The 15,844-nt window shown below is 69.3% G+C and carries 16 protein-coding genes and 2 pseudogenes; 6 read left to right on the forward strand and 12 right to left on the reverse strand.

All coding sequences use genetic code 11. The features are described 5' to 3' along the window. Positions 1-50: 50 nt before the first annotated feature. A complete protein-coding gene (locus AB0G13_RS05025; protein ID WP_357869260.1) occupies positions 51-1,193 on the reverse strand; it encodes a glutamate--cysteine ligase in 1,143 nt (380 codons plus the stop codon). Positions 1,194-1,429: 236 nt separating this feature from the next. Here AB0G13_RS05025 and AB0G13_RS05030 point away from each other — a divergent pair, with 236 nt between their 5' ends. Then, positions 1,430-2,296, forward strand: a complete 867-nt coding sequence (locus AB0G13_RS05030; RefSeq protein WP_357869053.1) for a tetrahydrofolate dehydrogenase/cyclohydrolase catalytic domain-containing protein — start codon at positions 1,430-1,432, stop codon at positions 2,294-2,296. Between the two features lie 423 nt (positions 2,297-2,719). On the opposite strand, the gene AB0G13_RS05035 is transcribed toward AB0G13_RS05030, so the two are convergent. From AB0G13_RS05035 to AB0G13_RS05055, 5 genes and pseudogenes are all read right to left on the reverse strand, one after another. Next, entirely contained in the window at positions 2,720-3,811 is a 1,092-nt protein-coding gene (locus AB0G13_RS05035; RefSeq protein WP_357869055.1) for an FAD-dependent monooxygenase, read from the reverse strand. A gap of 65 nt (positions 3,812-3,876) precedes the next feature. Next, positions 3,877-4,481, reverse strand: a pseudogene (locus AB0G13_RS05040) (aldo/keto reductase). A gap of 32 nt (positions 4,482-4,513) precedes the next feature. Continuing rightward, a complete protein-coding gene (locus AB0G13_RS05045; RefSeq protein WP_357869058.1) occupies positions 4,514-5,731 on the reverse strand; it encodes an MFS transporter in 1,218 nt (405 codons plus the stop codon). Positions 5,732-5,777: 46 nt separating this feature from the next. Beyond that, positions 5,778-6,635 carry an aldo/keto reductase gene (locus tag AB0G13_RS05050; protein WP_357869061.1) on the reverse strand — a complete coding sequence of 286 codons (858 nt, stop codon included), beginning with the start codon at positions 6,633-6,635 and terminating at the stop codon, positions 5,778-5,780. A gap of 12 nt (positions 6,636-6,647) precedes the next feature. After that, a complete protein-coding gene (locus AB0G13_RS05055; protein WP_357869063.1) occupies positions 6,648-7,538 on the reverse strand; it encodes an aldo/keto reductase in 891 nt (296 codons plus the stop codon). Positions 7,539-7,656: 118 nt separating this feature from the next. On the opposite strand from AB0G13_RS05055, the gene AB0G13_RS05060 reads away from it, so the two are divergent. Next, on the forward strand, positions 7,657-8,520 hold the full coding sequence (locus tag AB0G13_RS05060; protein ID WP_357869066.1) for a helix-turn-helix transcriptional regulator: 864 nt from the start codon (positions 7,657-7,659) through the stop codon (positions 8,518-8,520). 92 nt (positions 8,521-8,612) lie between these two features. On the opposite strand, the pseudogene AB0G13_RS05065 reads toward AB0G13_RS05060, so the two are convergent. Continuing rightward, positions 8,613-9,235 (reverse strand): annotated as a pseudogene (locus AB0G13_RS05065) (Tn3 family transposase); the annotation flags it as partial. A gap of 134 nt (positions 9,236-9,369) precedes the next feature. Further along, the gene (locus AB0G13_RS05070) at positions 9,370-9,822 is read right to left on the reverse strand and encodes a hypothetical protein (RefSeq protein WP_357869069.1); all 453 of its coding nucleotides are present in this window, start codon (positions 9,820-9,822) and stop codon (positions 9,370-9,372) included. Between the two features lie 235 nt (positions 9,823-10,057). Here AB0G13_RS05070 and AB0G13_RS05075 point away from each other — a divergent pair, with 235 nt between their 5' ends. Together AB0G13_RS05075 and AB0G13_RS05080 are read left to right on the forward strand one after the other, a co-directional pair. Next, positions 10,058-10,762 (forward strand): hypothetical protein, encoded by a 705-nt coding sequence (locus AB0G13_RS05075; RefSeq protein WP_357869072.1) that lies wholly within the window; start codon positions 10,058-10,060, stop codon positions 10,760-10,762. Between the two features lie 49 nt (positions 10,763-10,811). Continuing rightward, positions 10,812-11,264 carry an adenylyltransferase/cytidyltransferase family protein gene (locus AB0G13_RS05080; RefSeq protein WP_357869075.1) on the forward strand — a complete coding sequence of 151 codons (453 nt, stop codon included), beginning with the start codon at positions 10,812-10,814 and terminating at the stop codon, positions 11,262-11,264. Between the two features lie 15 nt (positions 11,265-11,279). On the opposite strand, the gene AB0G13_RS05085 is transcribed toward AB0G13_RS05080, so the two are convergent. The 3 genes from AB0G13_RS05085 to AB0G13_RS05095 all read right to left on the reverse strand — a co-directional run bounded on the left by AB0G13_RS05085 (position 11,280) and on the right by AB0G13_RS05095 (position 13,103). Next, on the reverse strand, positions 11,280-11,798 hold the full coding sequence (locus AB0G13_RS05085) for a hypothetical protein (protein WP_357869078.1): 519 nt from the start codon (positions 11,796-11,798) through the stop codon (positions 11,280-11,282). Between the two features lie 191 nt (positions 11,799-11,989). Then, a complete protein-coding gene (locus tag AB0G13_RS05090; protein WP_357869080.1) occupies positions 11,990-12,469 on the reverse strand; it encodes a barstar family protein in 480 nt (159 codons plus the stop codon). 193 nt (positions 12,470-12,662) lie between these two features. Continuing rightward, a complete protein-coding gene (locus AB0G13_RS05095) occupies positions 12,663-13,103 on the reverse strand; it encodes a hypothetical protein (RefSeq protein ID WP_357869082.1) in 441 nt (146 codons plus the stop codon). Positions 13,104-13,289: 186 nt separating this feature from the next. Here AB0G13_RS05095 and AB0G13_RS05100 point away from each other — a divergent pair, with 186 nt between their 5' ends. Then, positions 13,290-13,775, forward strand: coding sequence for an NUDIX hydrolase (locus tag AB0G13_RS05100; protein ID WP_268247146.1), 486 nt, complete (start codon positions 13,290-13,292; stop codon positions 13,773-13,775). Positions 13,776-14,119: 344 nt separating this feature from the next. Here AB0G13_RS05100 and AB0G13_RS05105 read toward each other — a convergent pair whose 3' ends face one another. Continuing rightward, positions 14,120-15,124: a tyrosine-type recombinase/integrase gene (locus tag AB0G13_RS05105; protein ID WP_357869085.1), complete on the reverse strand. Its 1,005-nt coding sequence runs from the start codon at positions 15,122-15,124 to the stop codon at positions 14,120-14,122. Between the two features lie 221 nt (positions 15,125-15,345). On the opposite strand from AB0G13_RS05105, the gene AB0G13_RS05110 reads away from it, so the two are divergent. After that, positions 15,346-15,759 carry an AAA family ATPase gene (locus AB0G13_RS05110; protein WP_357869088.1) on the forward strand — a complete coding sequence of 138 codons (414 nt, stop codon included), beginning with the start codon at positions 15,346-15,348 and terminating at the stop codon, positions 15,757-15,759. The last annotated feature ends 85 nt before the right edge of the window (positions 15,760-15,844 follow it).

A 15,844-nucleotide genomic window follows, 5' to 3' on the forward strand; every position in this document is an offset into this window, starting at 1 on the left:
CGACCCGCACCAGCCCGCCCTCGCACGTCAAACCCCAGGCCCTCGCGCACCTACGCCGGCTGCCGCTCGTCCACCACCGTCTGCGCGACGAGGAAATCCACCACGTCCGCCAGCCGACCCCGACGACCCGCCGCCGCCCGCTGCCGCACCGCACCGCCGCCCACCACCAGCAACCGCTCCAACCAGCCCCGCACCAGATCCTCGTCCCCACACGCCCGCAACACCGGCGCCAACCAGCCCACCACCTCACCCAGCACCTCACGCGCCGGACGCAACCGCCCCGTACCGGCCTCCAGCAACGCACCCTCAAGGCCATCGCGCGCCGCCCGCCAGTACGCCGCCCGCAACCACTCCCCGGCAACCTCCGGACCGTGGTCACCCCGATCCACCGCCTCCAACCCCCGCACCACCAACGCCCGCACCAACGCCGCCACCAACGCCGACTCCTGCGCCGACACCGGCACATCCGCCACCCGCACCTCCAACGTCGGATGCGTCACCGACGGCCGGACATCCCAGAACAACGTCCCCGGATCCACGATCGCCCCCGCCGCCGACAACATCTCCACCACCCGCTCGTAGTGGGCCAACGACGTGAAACGCGGCGGCGGCCCCGCCACCGGCCACCGCGGCCAGACCATCGACCGCCAACTCGCGTAACCCGAATCCCGCCCCTCCCAGTACGGCGAGTTCGCCGCCAACGCGATCAACAACGGCAGATGCACCCGCAGATGGTTACCGACCAGCAACGCCCGCTCCCGGTCCGGCAACTCCACGTGCACGTGCAACGCGCAGATCGCCAACTCGTCGTGCAACCCCCGAAACGTCGCCGTACCCCGATCCTGCCTCGGCCCCCGAGTGACCGGCGGCGACGTCGCCCCCGCCAGCACCGGCGTACCGGTCGCCACGATGCGCAACCCGTCGACCGCCGCGCACTCCGCCACCACCCGACGTGCCTGCACCAACTGCTCCAACAACAGCCGCACCGACGACGTCGGATCCGTCCTGGTCTCCACGTGCAACGTCGTGATCTCACCCGACACCCGCGAACCCAACCGCTCCGCCGCCCGCCGCACCACCGCGCCCGCACCCGGCACCACACCCCGACTCACCGGATCGACCAGCAGGAACTCCTCCTCCACCCCCAACCGTGGACCCGCCCCACCATCCCCGCCGACCAGCACCGGCACCATGGCCTCCACTCGCGACACCGCGGGCGACCCGCCCGACCCGACCAGGCCGACAGGGTAGCCCAACCAGTAACGGGCAAGACACCCTCAGTCAACGCTCCGCCACCGGGCCCACCCCGCCCGAACCGCTGTGGCAAGCTGACACCAGACGCGACTGGCGGCCAGAGGATGGACACCAAACCATCGGGGAGCTCCACGCGCGGGGTCGACCGCCTGGGCCCCGCCGGCAGAGGAGCAGCATGCCCACCGCCCGACTCCTGCCCGGCACCCCCGTCGCCGAACGCATCCTCACCGACGTCGCCGCCGGCGTCACCGCACTGCGCGCCGCCGGCATCACCCCCGGCCTCGCCACCATCCTCGTCGGCGACGACGACGCCAGCGCCGGCTACATCCGCATCAAGCAACGCCAGGCCACCGAACTCGGCTTCACCTCGCCCCACGTACACCTGCCCGCCACCGCCACCCAGGCGGACCTGCACCGCGCCATCGCCGACTTCAACACCGCACCCGACGTGCACGGCCTGCTCATCCAGCACCCCATCCCCGCGCACCTCGACTACGACCGGGCCCTGCAAACCATGGACCCCGACCTCGACGTCGACGGCATGCACCCACTCAACATGGGACGCCTCGCCCTCGGCCTGCCCGGCCCGCTGCCCTGCACCCCCGCCGGCATCGAAGCCCTGCTCGCCTTCCACGACATCCCCGTCGCCGGACGCGACGTCGTCATCCTCGGCCGCGGCGCCACCCTCGGCCGCCCCCTCGCCCTGCTGCTCACCCAGAAACGACCCACCGCCAACGCCGCCGTCACCGTCGTCCACACCGGCGTCCCCGACTGGGCCACCCACACCCGACGCGCCGACATCCTCATCGCCGCCGCCGGCGTCCCCGGCATCATCCAGCCCGAACACGTCCGCCCCGGCGCCGTCGTCATCGGCGGCGGCGTCCGCTACGAGGGCCGACGCCTCCTACCCGACGTCGACGAAACCTGCGCCGACGTCGCCGGCGCCATCACCCCCCGCGTCGGCGGGGTCGGCCCCACCACCGTCGCCATGCTCTTCCGCAACGCCCTCGACGCCGCCCGCCGCGCCACCGGCCACGCCTGACCCACCGGTCCGGCGGCGACACCCCACCCACACCGGTCCGGCGGCGAGACCCCGCCGCCGGACCGGCCCGACTACCAGGCCCGGAACACCACGACCGCGCGCCGCACCCGCCCTCACGACCCGTCCGTAGTTTCCAGATCAAAAACAACTCCAACGCTGGCCAAAGTCGGAATGAGATCCCCGGGCTTTAGGCGTTACGCAGGGCCTCAGACCAGGGCTGGAGTTGTTTTTCGCTGGAAACTACGGCGAAGCCATGCTGGCCGGCGCGCAGGCAGACGCGGACGCGGCCGGGACATTGACTGGCTGGTGTCGCTACCCGGAGGGTGATCCGAGGGTGGATCGTGGCTATCCGCGACGTTGTCCGACCCTCCGCGCGGTCGCCTGGCAACGCGCCTCGGGACTGGGCAGCCTACGCAGCGGACGTCAGCCAGCGATGGCGAAGGATCTGCTGAAGTGCTGTCCGGAGCGCACCAAGCGTTGTGCGGCGGCCAGTCGCTGGTCCTCGTACGTCAGGAGTGCCTTCTCCACAGATTCGGGTGCGGCGTCGGCGAGCGCTCGAGCGATTGCTGTGGCGTCGTCGAGCGAGGTGGGAAAGCCCATGCCGGTCATGGGGGTGGGTACGTGAGCGGCGTCGCCGACCAGCGCGACTCGGCCACGCGCGAGGCGCTCGGGGACGTACTCGGTGATGGGGGTGCAGGTAACGTCGCGGCGGTGGAGGCTGTCGCGGATGGCGGTCGACCACGGCCGGGGCCAGGCGCGTGCGGCCTCGGCGGCGAGTTCGTCGTAGATGCTGTCCGGGATGTCGCCAGCGCTGAGCGAGTGGTGGACGACGTGATCCCGGACGCTGCCCTTGCGGCGCAGCATTTCGTTGCGGGTGGCGTCGTACCAGGCCCAGCCGAGCCGGCGCACCGCGCTGCCGTCGGGTGGTAGTGGGTAGCCGAGCAAGTAGTAGCCGTCCGCGGCGAGGATTGCCAGGTTGTCCGGGACGCCGGATCGGGCCGGGATCTCGCCGATGCCGAGCCACAGGGTGTAGCCGGCGAAGGCGGCGTCGGGGTGTTCCGGGAACGTGCTGGAGCGCACGAGACTGCGGTGTCCGTCCGCGCCGATGAGCACCGGTGCGGTGATCGTGTCGCCGTCGCCGGTGGTGGCCCAGGCGGAGTCGGCGTTCTGTCTGACGGCCACCACCGGGGTGTTGTGCCGTAGCTCGATCAGTGGTTCGCAGGCCGCGGCGTCACGGAAACCGGTGTGCAGGTCACGCCACAGGGCGGGCACGGAGCCGTTGCGGGCGGTTCGGGGGTCGCGGCCGGTGGCCGGTGCGAGGGCTCGGCGTGCCGCCTCGCGGCCGATGGCGCGTGCCAACTGGGCACGGTCGACGGCGAGGGCGGCGCCGTTCGGTCGGTCGGCGGGGGCGCGTTCGAGCAGGGTGACGCGGATCCCGGCGCGGGCCAGCGCCAGGCCGGTCATGAGCCCGGCGAGGGATCCGCCGATGACGATGGCGGGCAGGGGGTGAGGCACGATCGGGTCCTTCATCGAACGGGCGCCGCCCGGAGCGAGGTGTCCGGGCGGCGCGGTGGCTGGTGTCAGCGGCGTCGGGCGGCGGGTTGCAGCGACGGGTTGGCCCAGCCGTTCTCGTTGGGGTTGAGGGTCAGGCCGGGCGGCACGATCTCGTCGATGCGGTCGAGGACGTCGCCGGTGAGTTCGACGTCGGCGGCGACGAGCATGGATTCGAGGTGTTCCATGGTGCGCGGGCCGACTTGCCGTCGCGGACGAGGTCCGTGAGGGCGCCGAGGGTTTCGTCGAGGTCGACGGCGGGGTCCCAGCGGTGAATTTGGCAGAGGTCGATCCAGTCGGTGCCGAGGCGGCGCAGCGAGTCTTCGACCGCGCGGGTGATCCAGCGGCGAGAGTTGCCGCGGTGGTTGGGGTCGTCGCTCATCGGCATGTGTGCCTTGGTGGCCAGGATGATGTCGTCGCGGCGCCCGGCCAGGGCCTTGCCGACGATGACCTCGGACTCGCCGGCGGAGTACACGTCCGCGGTGTCGACGAAGTTGATCCCGGCGTCGAGGGCACGATAGATGATTTTGATGCTTTCGTCGTGGTTCTTGGTGCCCCAGTCGCCGAACATCATGGTGCCCAGGCACAGCTTGCTGACCGATACGCCGGCGCGACCCAGCGGACGGTGTTCCATGGTGGTGCTCCTACCGGTTGGTGACGGTGGGTTCAGGCGTGCGCGGCGTTGCGGTCGGTTTCGGCGCGGCGCAGGATCGGGGCGGCCTTGATCAGCAGGGTCAGAGCGGCGAGAGTGACGACGAGTCCGAGCAGGGGGGTGGCGGTCACGCCGGCGGTGCTGACGATTAGACCGCCGAGGGCGGCTCCGGCGGCCATGCCGGCCTGGGTGAGCACGACGCCGATGCTCATCGACATCTCCGGTGCCCGGTGACCGGTCAGCAGCAGTGCCTGCTGCCAGACCAGCACGAGGCCGGCGAAGGCGATGCCCCAGACGAACAGCAGGGCGACCACGACCGGCACCGAGGTGATGCCCAGCGACAGGGCCGCGAAACAGGCAGCCATCAGCAACGGCATGGCGATCAGCGCGGTCATGCGGGAGCGGGCGACGATCCGGCCCGCGATCGCGACCCCGGCGAAGCCGCCGGCGCCGAAGACGAACAGCGACAGGCTGGTCACCCACGCGGGGGCGTCGAGCTGTTCCAGGTACGGGTCGAGGTAGGTGAGGACGCCCATGTAGGCGAGCATCATCAGCATCCAGCCGATCCCGAAGCGCAACACGCCGGGCTGGCGGGCGGCGCTCAGCAGTCCCAGGGACTTGGTTGCCTGCGCGCGCATCGGCGGGACCAGGACGGCTAGCAGGACCGCACAGATCAGCGCGATGGCGGCCGCGGCGAAGAACGCGGTGCGCCAGCCCAGGGTGGTCCCGGCCAGGGACGCCAGCGGCGCGCCGAGGGCGATACCCAGCGTGTTCGCACCGATGATCATGCTCAGGGCGCGGGCCTCGCGCTGGTGGCCGACCAGGCCGACCGCTACGGCGGGTGCCAGCGACATGAGCAGGCCGTGCGCGCCGCCGGCGATGAACCGGCCGACGAGGGCGGGTGCGAGGTCGGAGGAGAACGCGACGACGGCGTTGCCGATCACGAAGACCAGCAGCGCCGCGGCCAAGCTGACGCGGCGCGCGAATCGTACGGCCAGCACGGTCAACGGGAGCGCGAGGATGGCGTTGCCCAGCGAGTACAGCGCGGTCAGCGACCCGGTCGCGGCGACACTGGCGTGCAGGTCCGGAGCGATGCGGGTGAGCAGTCCCGCCGGGCTGAGCTCAACGGTCAGGGCCAGAAAACCGGCGGCGGCCAGCACCAGCACGGCGAGCCAGACGGAGCGCCGGGTCGCCGGTTCAACCGGTGCCGGAGCGGTGGCAGTCGTAGTCACAGAGGTCTTTCCAAAGAGAAGAACGGTCAGGTATCGGTGAGCCGGCTTACTCGAAGCGGGCAGTGCCCAGCCAGTGCACGCCGGCCGGGTCGTGATGATCGAAGGCGCTGCTGGCGCCGGTGTCGAGCGTGGCGATGAGGGCCATCTCGTCGCCGGTGAGCGTGAAATCGAAGACGTCGAGGTTCTCGGCCATGCGCTCTGGCCGCACCGACTTGGGGATGACGACGATGTCGCGTTGCAGCAGCCAGCGCAGCGCGATCTGAGCGACGGTCTTGTCGTGCGCGGCCGCGATCTTCGTGAGCACGGGGTTGTCGAACAGGTCGGTGCGGCCCTGGCCCAGCGGCCCCCACGACTCGTGCGCGATGCCGTGCTCGGTCATGAGCGTGTGGTCGGCGCCGCGCTGAAAGAACGGGTGTGTTTCGATCTGGTTGACCGCGGGCGTGATCTCGTTGTGGTCGATCAGGTCGATGAGCCGGTCGGGATAGAAGTTCGACACGCCAATCGCCTTGATCACCCCCTGCTTGTACAGCTCCTGCATGGCCCGCCAGGAGCCGTAGTAGTCGCCGAACGGCTGGTGGATCAGGTACAGGTCTAGATAGTCCAGGCTGAGCTTGCGCAGTGAGGTATCGAAGGCACGCTTGGCGCCTTCTTCGCCGGCGTCAGCCACCCACAGCTTGGTGATGACGAACAGCTGGTCGCGGGGGATGCCACTGGCCGCGATGGCCCGGCCGACGGCCTGCTCGTTCTGGTACGCCGACGCGGTGTCGATGTGCCGGTAGCCAGCCGCCAGGGCGTCCGTAACCGTCTGCTCGGTCTGCTCGGCCGGGACCTGGAAGACGCCGAAGCCGAGGACCGGCATCCGTACGCCGTTGTTGAGGGTGACGTCGGGAATCTGCGACGGCATCAGGGGCGCCTTTCATGCCTCGGGAATGTCGAAGGAGTGGGTGTCGAGCGTGATCGAGGTGGGCTCGGGGCCGCCGCGGACGCCGGTGTCCAGCGCGTCGATCGCGGTCAGCTCGGTGTAGGTGAGCTGGAAGTCGAAGATGTTGAAGTTCTCAGCGATGCGCCGCGGGTTCACCGACTTGGGGATCGCCGAGCGGCCCTGCTGCAGGTGCCAGCGCAACATCACCTGCGCCGGAGTCTTGCCGTGCGCCTCGGCGATCGTGCGCAGCGTGGGGTCGTCGAGGGTGCTGCGGCGGTCCTCCCCACCCCAGCCGGGGTAGAAGGTGATGCCGCCGATCGGCGACCATGCCTGCGAGACGATGCCGTGCTTGGCGTCGGCCTCCAGCACGCGGCTCTGCCGGAAGTACGGGTGGACCTCGACCTGGTTGACCGCCGGGACGATCGAGGTCTCGGCCAACAGCCTCTCCAGGTCGTCGCCCATGAAGTTGCTGACGCCGATTGCCCGCACCCGGCCGTCAGCCAGCAGCTTCTCCAGAGCCCGGTACGCGCTCACGGTCAGGTCGAAGCGGCTCGGCAGGGGCTGGTGCAGGATGAGCAGGTCGATGTAGTCCATGCCGAGTTTGCCGGCCGATTTGTCGAAGGCGTGCAGGGTGGCGGCGTAGCCGTAGTCGGTGATCCACACCTTGGTCTCGACGAAGATCTCCTCGCGCGGGATGCCGGAACGACGGATCGCCTCGCCGACCTCGCGTTCGTTGCCGTATCCGGCGGCGGTGTCGATGTGCCGGTATCCGACCTGCAGCGCCGTCTGCACCGCAGTGGCGGTCTGCTCCGGCGGTGTCTGGAAGACGCCGTACCCGACAGCCGGCAGGACAACGCCGCTGTTGAGAATGAAGGTGCTGGTCATGGCTTCAAGACAACCCGGCATCGGAGGCGGGTGGCAGAGCCGGTATCACCCAGGGTCTGGCAGACCCTGGTACGAACAGGACCCGGAAGGCCGGGTTTACCCAGCCTAAGCTCGAGTCGTGGACTTTCCGGCTGAACTGCGTGACTTCCTGACGACTCGTCGGGCCCGACTCTCCCCGGACAAGGCGGGAGTGCCGACCTTCCACGGCACCCGGCGGGTGCCTGGTCTCCGCCGCGAGGAGGTCGCCCACCTCGCCGGCGTCAGCGTCGACTACTACACCCGCCTCGAGCGCGGCAAGGTGGCCGGTGTGTCCCAGGAAGTTCTCGAGGCGGTCGCCCGGGCGTTGCAGCTGGATGAGGACGAACGCGAACACCTGCTGCACCTGGTCGAGTCGATCCAGCCGGTCCGCCCCGCCCACCCGCGCCGCACGGCTAAGAGAGCGGCTGTCCGGCCCGAGTTGCAGCGGGTGCTCGACTCCCTGACCGTGCCGGCGTTCATCCAGAACAATCGGCTCGACTTCGTCGCCGCCAACCACCTCGGCCGGGCCATCTACTCACTGCCGCAACCCGGCGACGGTGAGCCGTTCAACCCCTTGCGATACCAGTTTCTCGATGCCCGAGCGCAGGAGTTCTACCGCGACTATGAGCTGGCCACCACCAACGGTGTCGCCCTGCTGCGCGCAGCGGCCGGGGAGAACCCCACCGACGAAGGCATCATCAAACTCGTCGGGGAGCTGTCCACCCAGAGCGAAAGCTTCCGGACCCTCTGGGCCGCCCACAACGTCCTGCGCTACCGGCACGGCGCCAAGCGCTACCAGCACCCCATCGTCGGCGACCTCGACTTCGACTACGAATCCCTCCAGGTCACCGACACCCCCGCGCTCACCATGATCGTCTACACCCTCGAACCGAACTCGCCGACCCAGCAAGCACTTCAGCTCCTCGCGAGCTGGACCACGACCACCGGCCCAAGCCTTAAATGACGACCCACGCTTCGACCATTCTCAAGCCACCACGACCGTTCAAGTGGAAACTGCGGTCGGCCAGCCCGAATCTCCACCCTGGCTGCAGATCCCGTGGCCACGATGACCTTGGTGTCGAAGGTGAAGTGCTGGTCGGAGACGTGCGTGTAGGTGGAGACGCCCTGCCCGCGGGCGAAGTGCCGGGACAGGTGCCGGGCGGTGATGCTCTTGCCCTTGGCCGGAACCGCTACCCATCCGAGCTCGACAGGGTGCCCGAGCCGAACGCCTGAGTGAGCGGGAGTCGGTGGTGGTAGTTGACCACCGCGGCGTTGGCCGCCTCCAAGGTCTCCGGCCGGAAGTACCACTCGGCGGTCCAGGCGAGCACGTCGTACGGCACCCCGCACGACTCGGCCATCGCGGACAGCCCCATGTTCGTGGCCTCCGCGATGATCACGTACAGCAGGTTGCGCTTGAGCTCAGCCGGACGAGCGACCTTCCCGCCGGCGTGCACCAGGTGATCGGTGAACCCGGTCCGCGCGTCGACCTCCACCAGCACCGACGCGATCGGCACCCGCGGCAGCATCCCGGCCAGCTCAGCACGCAGCGCGTCGGCCTCGGCAGGAACGTCCTCAACGGTCAGCGGCGGGATGATCAGCTCCCCGTCGTCGGTGTGCCGGACCTCCCCCGGGTTGCCCTTCGCGAGCTGGGTCTCCAGATCGGCCAGGGCGGTGTGCAGCCTGCCGCACCTGCCACGACCGGGGGCTACGCACCCGCGGCTGCTGCCCCGGCTGCGGCCACGACCGCGTCCTGGCCGGGATCCGGAGCGCGGACCAGGCCGCAATCTGCACCAACTGCGCCGGGTTCTCCACCTCATACGCCTGCGCCCAGTGCGGGCAGGAAGGCAAGCTGCACGCCGGCCGCCGCTGCACCCCGTGCATGTCCGCCCGCCGCATCGCCGAGCTGCTCGACGACGGCACGGGCAGAATCCGGCCCGACCTGGTTTCCTTGGCCGAGCTGTTGACCAGCATGGACAACCCGCTCACCGGGCTGGCCTGGGTTTCGTCGCGGCACGGCCGCTCCGCCGCGGCCGCGGACCTGCTGCAGAGCCTGGCCCGGGGCGACATCGAACTCACCCACGAGGCGTTCCACCGCCTGCAACCGTGGCGGGTCGCCGCTCACCTGCGGGAACTGCTCATGCAGTGCGATGCCCTGCCCCAGGTGGACAAGCAGGTGCTGCTGTTCGAGCGGTGGCTGCTCGAGCACCTGGATAGCGTCGTCGACGCCGATCAGCGTCGGCTGCTGCGCCAGTACACCACCTGGCACAGCCTGCCCTGGCTACGCCGCCGCGCCGAACGCGGGCCCGTCAGCAGCGGAACCCGCTCCGATCTCGGGCCACAGGTCTTGCGCGCTGGCGACTTCCTCGCCTGGATCCAAACGCACGAGCTTGCCCTCACCCGGCTCCGGCAAGCTGACCTCGATCGCTGGGCTCGTCGACCATGGGCCGCACCAACGGCAGAGCCTCAAACCGTTCCTGGCCTGGGCTGCCTGCTCCGGGAACATGCCCCGCCTCCAGATTCCCCCACACCGCTCCGGTCAGCAGACCCCGATCACCCAGCACCGCCGCATCACGCTGCTACGCAAGCTGATCACCGACGACGCCCGTGGGCTGCGCACCCGCGTCGCTGCGATCCTCGTCCTGCTCTACGCCCAACCGCCTGGCCGCATCCTGCGCCTGACCATCGACGACGTCCACACCGACGGGCCCGACGTCCTCCTGCGCCTCGGCGACCCACCGACCCCGGTCCCCGAACCCGTCGCCGCCCTGCTCCTGGCCCTGCGCGACCAGCCAACCAACATGCGCACCGCCACCAACCGCGACGCCCGCTGGCTGTTCCCCGGCCGCCGAGCCGGCCAACCGCTAACCACCCAGGCGATCGCCCCACACGTCCGCGCCCTTGGCGTCCCCACCGTCCCCGGCCGCCTGGCCGCACTCCGCCAACTCGTACTCCAAGCCCCGGCACCGGTCGTCGCCCAAACCCTCGGCTTCCACCACCACACCACCCACCGGCACCACGCCGCGGCAGGAAGCTTGAACCGCTACAGCCGTTATGACGATCCACCTGACGGCTCTCTACCGGAGTGGCTGCTCGCGGCTCTCTACAGCAGCGGCCAACCAACCCTCCGTCACCGCTGGTGGAGCGCTCAACACCCGCAAGACATACTGATCTACCGATGTGCGCGCCTCGCCGGTCTCGTCCGGTAGAACGGTGAGCGACCACGACTGGTGTGGGCGAAGGAGCAGGTGAGTTGTCGTGGAGAACCCAGACGTGGGTGCGGCTGCCATATCGCGGGTTTACGTCGACATGGTTGGAGACCTGTTCCACGCGGGCCACGTGTCGCTCCTCCGGGAGGCGCGCCGCCATGGTGACTGGCTCGTCGTCGGCGTGCTGTCCGACGACACCGCAGCCTCCTACAAGCGTCGTCCCATCATGACCCTCGCCGAGCGTGTCGCCGTGATCGAGTCGTGCAGGTACGTCGACGAGGTGATTGAGGACGCCCCGCTCCAAGTGACCGAAGAGTTTCTTGCCGAGCACGGGATCACCACCGTGGTGCACGGCGACGACTTGTCGCCCGAGGTGGCCGAGTTCGTATACGGGCCCGCTGCAGCAGCCGGGAAACTCACTTTCGTTCGGCGCACGGGAGGAATCTCAACCACCCAGTTGATCCAGCGGGTGCTCGAGGCGGCCGCCTCGCGAAATGAATGACCGGATCTGCCGCGATCAGGGTGGGGAATCGTGGAGTCGGTGTGCCAGTGCCGGCCTGCGGCGAACTCGCCACCACACCTCGACGAGGATCGGTGGCAGCGCGATCGCGGCGCCGGCGAACGCAAGTGCCCGGGTGCGCCGTTGCTGGATTTCTTCACGTAGTTCTTCGTAGGTGGCCTGGTGTTCGATGACGTCGCCGCGGGACCGTACGCATTCGTCGCCGGGCCCGATCAGGACATCGTGGTTGGCCGGGTTGGCCTCGAAGCAGGCGATCCTGGTCGGCTTCAGTTCCCAGTTGACGCGGTCCCAGTCGACGTCGATCCACGACTGCGACGTGCACACGTCGCCTGAGCAGGAGGTTCGCACCGGCAGCTCCCAGCCGGAACGCAGCATGAGAGCGCCGACGAACAAGCCCAGCAGGACAGAGCTGAGAGAGACGACCGCGCGCATGTCAGGTTGGACCGCCGACAGTCGTGCCTGGTTCCACCAGCGGCCCTCCAGAATGATCCATCCTACGCTCGCCTCGGCGTGCACCAGCGAGACGAACGCAAACTGCGTTGTCTACGTCGGTCCCATGTGGGTCTTCGAGCGGGCTCACCTCGTCGAAGATCAGACGCATTCAGCTGTCGCCGAGCGGGCGTCAGGGGGCCGCACCGGCGAGATTGACACCGTCAGGCGACGGTCGATGTGCGGGTGACAGGTGGTGGTCGCTAATGTCGACGATCTCACCGTGTGGTACCGACTGCACAGGCCATCTCCTGCCGCAAAAGCACCGCCTTCTCGTCGCGGTCGCACAACAGCAGCACTTTGAACGGGACGCCCCTGCCGTCCGGCCTGCCGAGCGGGTTAGCCCAGTGGTGCACGGCCCGGGACAGGATCCGGAACATCGTGCGCTGATCCTCGGCACTGCTCGACAGCAACCGGGGCGCGTTCTCGACAACGATCAGGTACCCGTCTGCAGGCAACCAGTTCAGATCCCGGAGACAGTCGGACAATGCGTCCCAGTTCCAGCCGAAGTAGCCAGGAAAGAGCAACGCGTCGGAGAACTCGTAGAAGGCGTGGTCGGCATCCGTCATCTTCGTTCCGTCAAGCCGGGCGACGACGAACCTGCCCGTTGCCGGTAGCACCGCTGCCAACTCCACCAGGGCACTGCGCGAGCAGACCGCAAGCTGACCAGTGGAGTCGTTCCACCAGTCGTTCACCATTCAGCCCCACCGGGGCTGACGTGGTTCCACGACCTCTGCGGCCCCGCGCATGCCGTGTCTCCCATGGTCATCAGTGTCGCCGGGAGGGCAGCACAGTACAACGGCAGACCTCGACCGAATGACCGGATCTGCCGCGAGGTGGGCGCGTGGACGGTCGCTCTCCAGCATCGTGACGATCGATGTCGGGGCTGCTTCAGATCTCGAAGTCCTCTGCCCACCGCTCCCATTCGACATCGCTGAGGCCAGCCGGCGCTCCTTGAGAGGACGGCAGCGTGGCATCGTCTTGCAACCACACGATTACCAGCTGCGAGCGATGGAGTACAGGATCCTTGCCGTCATTGACGGGCCCTGACGAGAACCGTCCCATCACGATCACTGATGGGAGCGACTCAACCGGCCCGAACGGCAGCGAACCAGCACCCTGGTCTGACTCCTGGGTGCGTGGAGGGTCGATAACGTGGACCGGTGCGCCGGGCAGGACACGCGCCGCTCGCTTCGCCAAGCCGCCCATGATCATGTCGTTCAGTCGCCGCATCGGGTAGCCCTCGATCAACCCTCCGTACGTCAACACCAGATGCACCTCGGTCAGTGTGATGTCACGCCCGTTGGGCAACACAACCAGTGCCAAGTCCACAGCCGTGGAAGGTACGTGATACCCGTGACGGCACCGCCGCTCGCCCGCCTCGCCCCGCTCGCCCGCCTCGCCCCGCTCGCCCGCCTCGCCCCGTGTGCCCGGCGCGCTGTCATGCCGCAGATAGTGAAAGCTGTGACGTGCCCGTGCGCGGTGCTGAGGTGAGGTTGAATGGCCCCCGTGCCAAGCATGAGTCGGTCCCGGTACGCCGGCGTTCTCGCACATCACGACGACAAAGTCGTTCTCGTGTACGAGGAGTACCCACGGTGGGGCGGCCCCTACTGGAACATCCCGAGCGGGCGCATCGAGGACCACGAGACGCCGTTTGAGGGCGCCTGCCGAGAGTTGGCCGAGGAGACAGGTCTGGTCGTCGCAACCGCGGACCTCGTTCTTCATGGCACGGCGGCGGTGACCGGAGCAGTCACCGTCAGCCGGGTGTGGAACTTCACCGTCGACGTGGTGGATCCGACCCTGCACGTCCGCGACCCAGACGGTCTGATTCAGGAGGCCCGCTGGTTCCCCGTCGAAGAAGCAAGCCGCTTGCTTCATGAGTTGCCCTACCGGCCGCTGTCGGAGCCGTCAGTTGCGGTCCTCACCCGTCAGGCTCAGCCGGGCGCCCATTGGGCGTATTCCGATCCGGAAGCGGAGCCGGTTGTCACCTACCCCAACGGGTGAAGGACATTTGCCACGTCCCTGTCCTGCTGATGACCAAGATGCCCCGAGACCTTGCTGGACCGCGGCGACGAGCCCCGCGGACGGACTACAGCATGTTCGCCTCCCGAACCGTTCTCGATCTCTGTCGTTTACCGGATCTGCCGCTGACATGGCGCGCCAGTCTTCCCAATACCGTCACTGTCGGTCCGGCATCCAGGTCGGCCGCCGCGCCGTCAGACCATGATCGTTGGCTGCAGAACTGGCCGCCAGTACCAGGGTCGACGTGACTCACCGTGATTACTGGACCGGCTATCAACGCGAATACAAGACAGTTGGATTACCTGACCCTGCCAGTCGGACGGGCCTCACGACCGCGCCTCCCGATCCACCAACCCCGCCAACGCCCGATTGGTACGGTTGGACCGCACCGCCGCGCGCTGCTGCCCGGCCGTCACCTCGATGTACGTCTGCGACGACGCCAACGACGCGTGACCCAGCAACCGCATGATCTCCGCCGCACTCGCGCCGTCCTCCGCCAACCGCGTCGCGAAGGTGTGCCGCAGCGCGTGCAACCGCGCCCCGCGCGGCACCCGGTCGGTGATGCCCGCCCGCCGGTAGCAGGACTCCACGAGGTACTGCAGCCCACCCCGGCGCAGCGGTTCACCCTGACGGTCCACCAGCAGCGGCGCGTCCGGCCGCACCGTCCGCGACCCGAACCGGCGGACCCGGCTGTCCAGGTAGCCCACCAGCACCCCGTCCAGTTCCGGCTCGATCGGCACCACCCGCGGCCGACCGCCCTTGCCGGCCACGTCGACCCGCCGCTCGCCCGCCCGGCCCGTCAACGACCCCACCCGCAGCGCCAGCAGCTCCGACAGCCGCAGCCCCGCGCAGAGCGCCAACGCCAGCACCGCCAGGTCGCGCTCCGGCCACGGGTCGCGCTGCCGGCCCTCCTGCCGGGCCACCGAGGCGAGCAACTGCTCGGGGGTGTCCGCGCCGCGTAGCGGCTTGGGCTGGGGGAGCGGTGCCCGGGGACGACCGACCGCCGGCATCGGGTTGCCGGCGACCACCCCGTCGGCGACCAGGAAGGAGAAGAAGCTGTTCCAGGTGGACCAGGCCCGGTGCACCGACGCGGCCGCGCGGGGAGCGGCGAACCGGGCGAATGCCGCGCGCATGACGCGGGCGGTGAGGGCGGCGACGGGCAGCGCGTCGAGGGGGAGGGGAGGGGTGGTTTCCTCGGCCGCCAGCGCGGCGACGGCGCGCAGGTCCCGCCGGTACGCCTCCAGCGTGTGGGGGGAGGGCTTGCGGGTGGCGCGGGCCGTCAGGAACTCCTCGATCAGCCGCTGTACCGATTCGTCCTGTTTGTCATGCATAAGCGATATTATGCATGACTTTCGGGTTGGCCGACAACTGAGGGGGAGAGCATGCGGCGGTACGTACTGACGGGCGCGCCGGGAGCGGGCAAGACGACACTCGCCGACGCGCTGCGCTGACGCGGGTGGGACGTCGTGGCCGAGGCGGCCACGACGTCATCGCGGCGGAGTAGGAGCGGGGCGTCGCCGAACCGTGGCAGGAGGAGGGATTCGTCGACGCGGTGGCAGGGCTCCAGCGGGAGCGCCGTGAGGCGTCCGGGGCGTGCGGGTCGGTGCAGGTCCACGACCGGTCGCCGCTGTGCACGTTGGCTCTCGCGCGGTACCTGGGGCGCCCGCCGGGACGCGTGCTCACCGAGGAGTTGCAGTGGGTGCTGCGCGACGGCGCCTACCAGCGGCAGGTGTTCCTGGTCGAGCCGCTGGGCTTCGTGACGCCCAGCGCCGCCCGCCGGATCGGCTACGCCGAGTCGCTGGCGTTCGCCCGCGTGCACGAGGAGGTCTACCGGGCGCACGGCCATCATCTGATCGCGGTGCCGCCCGCGCCGGTACGCGTACGGGTCGCGCTGGTGGAAGCGCACCTGCGGCGCCTCGCCGAACTGCCGTCCGAGGGAGTGCCCGATCCAGCTTACTTGACATAATGTGCATTATCGAATCGGGGTTACGGCAGGTGGAGCGGCTTCGGAGACGCGTTGTACCGGCGGCGGGCCCTGCGGACGCCGCCTC

It is taken from the genome of Micromonospora sp. NPDC023633 (assembly GCF_040640035.1).
In the GTDB taxonomy this organism is placed as follows: domain Bacteria; phylum Actinomycetota; class Actinomycetes; order Mycobacteriales; family Micromonosporaceae; genus Micromonospora.

What these genes read in the sequence shown, in the direction of transcription:
- AB0G13_RS05090 (WP_357869080.1), bottom strand. Translation starts at nt 12,469, where the DNA reads ATGGTGAACGACTGGTGGAACGACTCCACTGGTCAGCTTGCGGTCTGC.
- AB0G13_RS05105 (WP_357869085.1), bottom strand. Translation starts at nt 15,124, where the DNA reads ATGCATGACAAACAGGACGAATCGGTACAGCGGCTGATCGAGGAGTTC.
- AB0G13_RS05075 (WP_357869072.1), top strand. Translation starts at nt 10,058, where the DNA reads ATGCCCCGCCTCCAGATTCCCCCACACCGCTCCGGTCAGCAGACCCCG.
- AB0G13_RS05100 (WP_268247146.1), top strand. Translation starts at nt 13,290, where the DNA reads ATGAGTCGGTCCCGGTACGCCGGCGTTCTCGCACATCACGACGACAAA.
- AB0G13_RS05030 (WP_357869053.1), top strand. Translation starts at nt 1,430, where the DNA reads ATGCCCACCGCCCGACTCCTGCCCGGCACCCCCGTCGCCGAACGCATC.
- AB0G13_RS05025 (WP_357869260.1), bottom strand. Translation starts at nt 1,193, where the DNA reads ATGGTGCCGGTGCTGGTCGGCGGGGATGGTGGGGCGGGTCCACGGTTG.
- AB0G13_RS05050 (WP_357869061.1), bottom strand. Translation starts at nt 6,635, where the DNA reads ATGCCGTCGCAGATTCCCGACGTCACCCTCAACAACGGCGTACGGATG.
- AB0G13_RS05055 (WP_357869063.1), bottom strand. Translation starts at nt 7,538, where the DNA reads ATGACCAGCACCTTCATTCTCAACAGCGGCGTTGTCCTGCCGGCTGTC.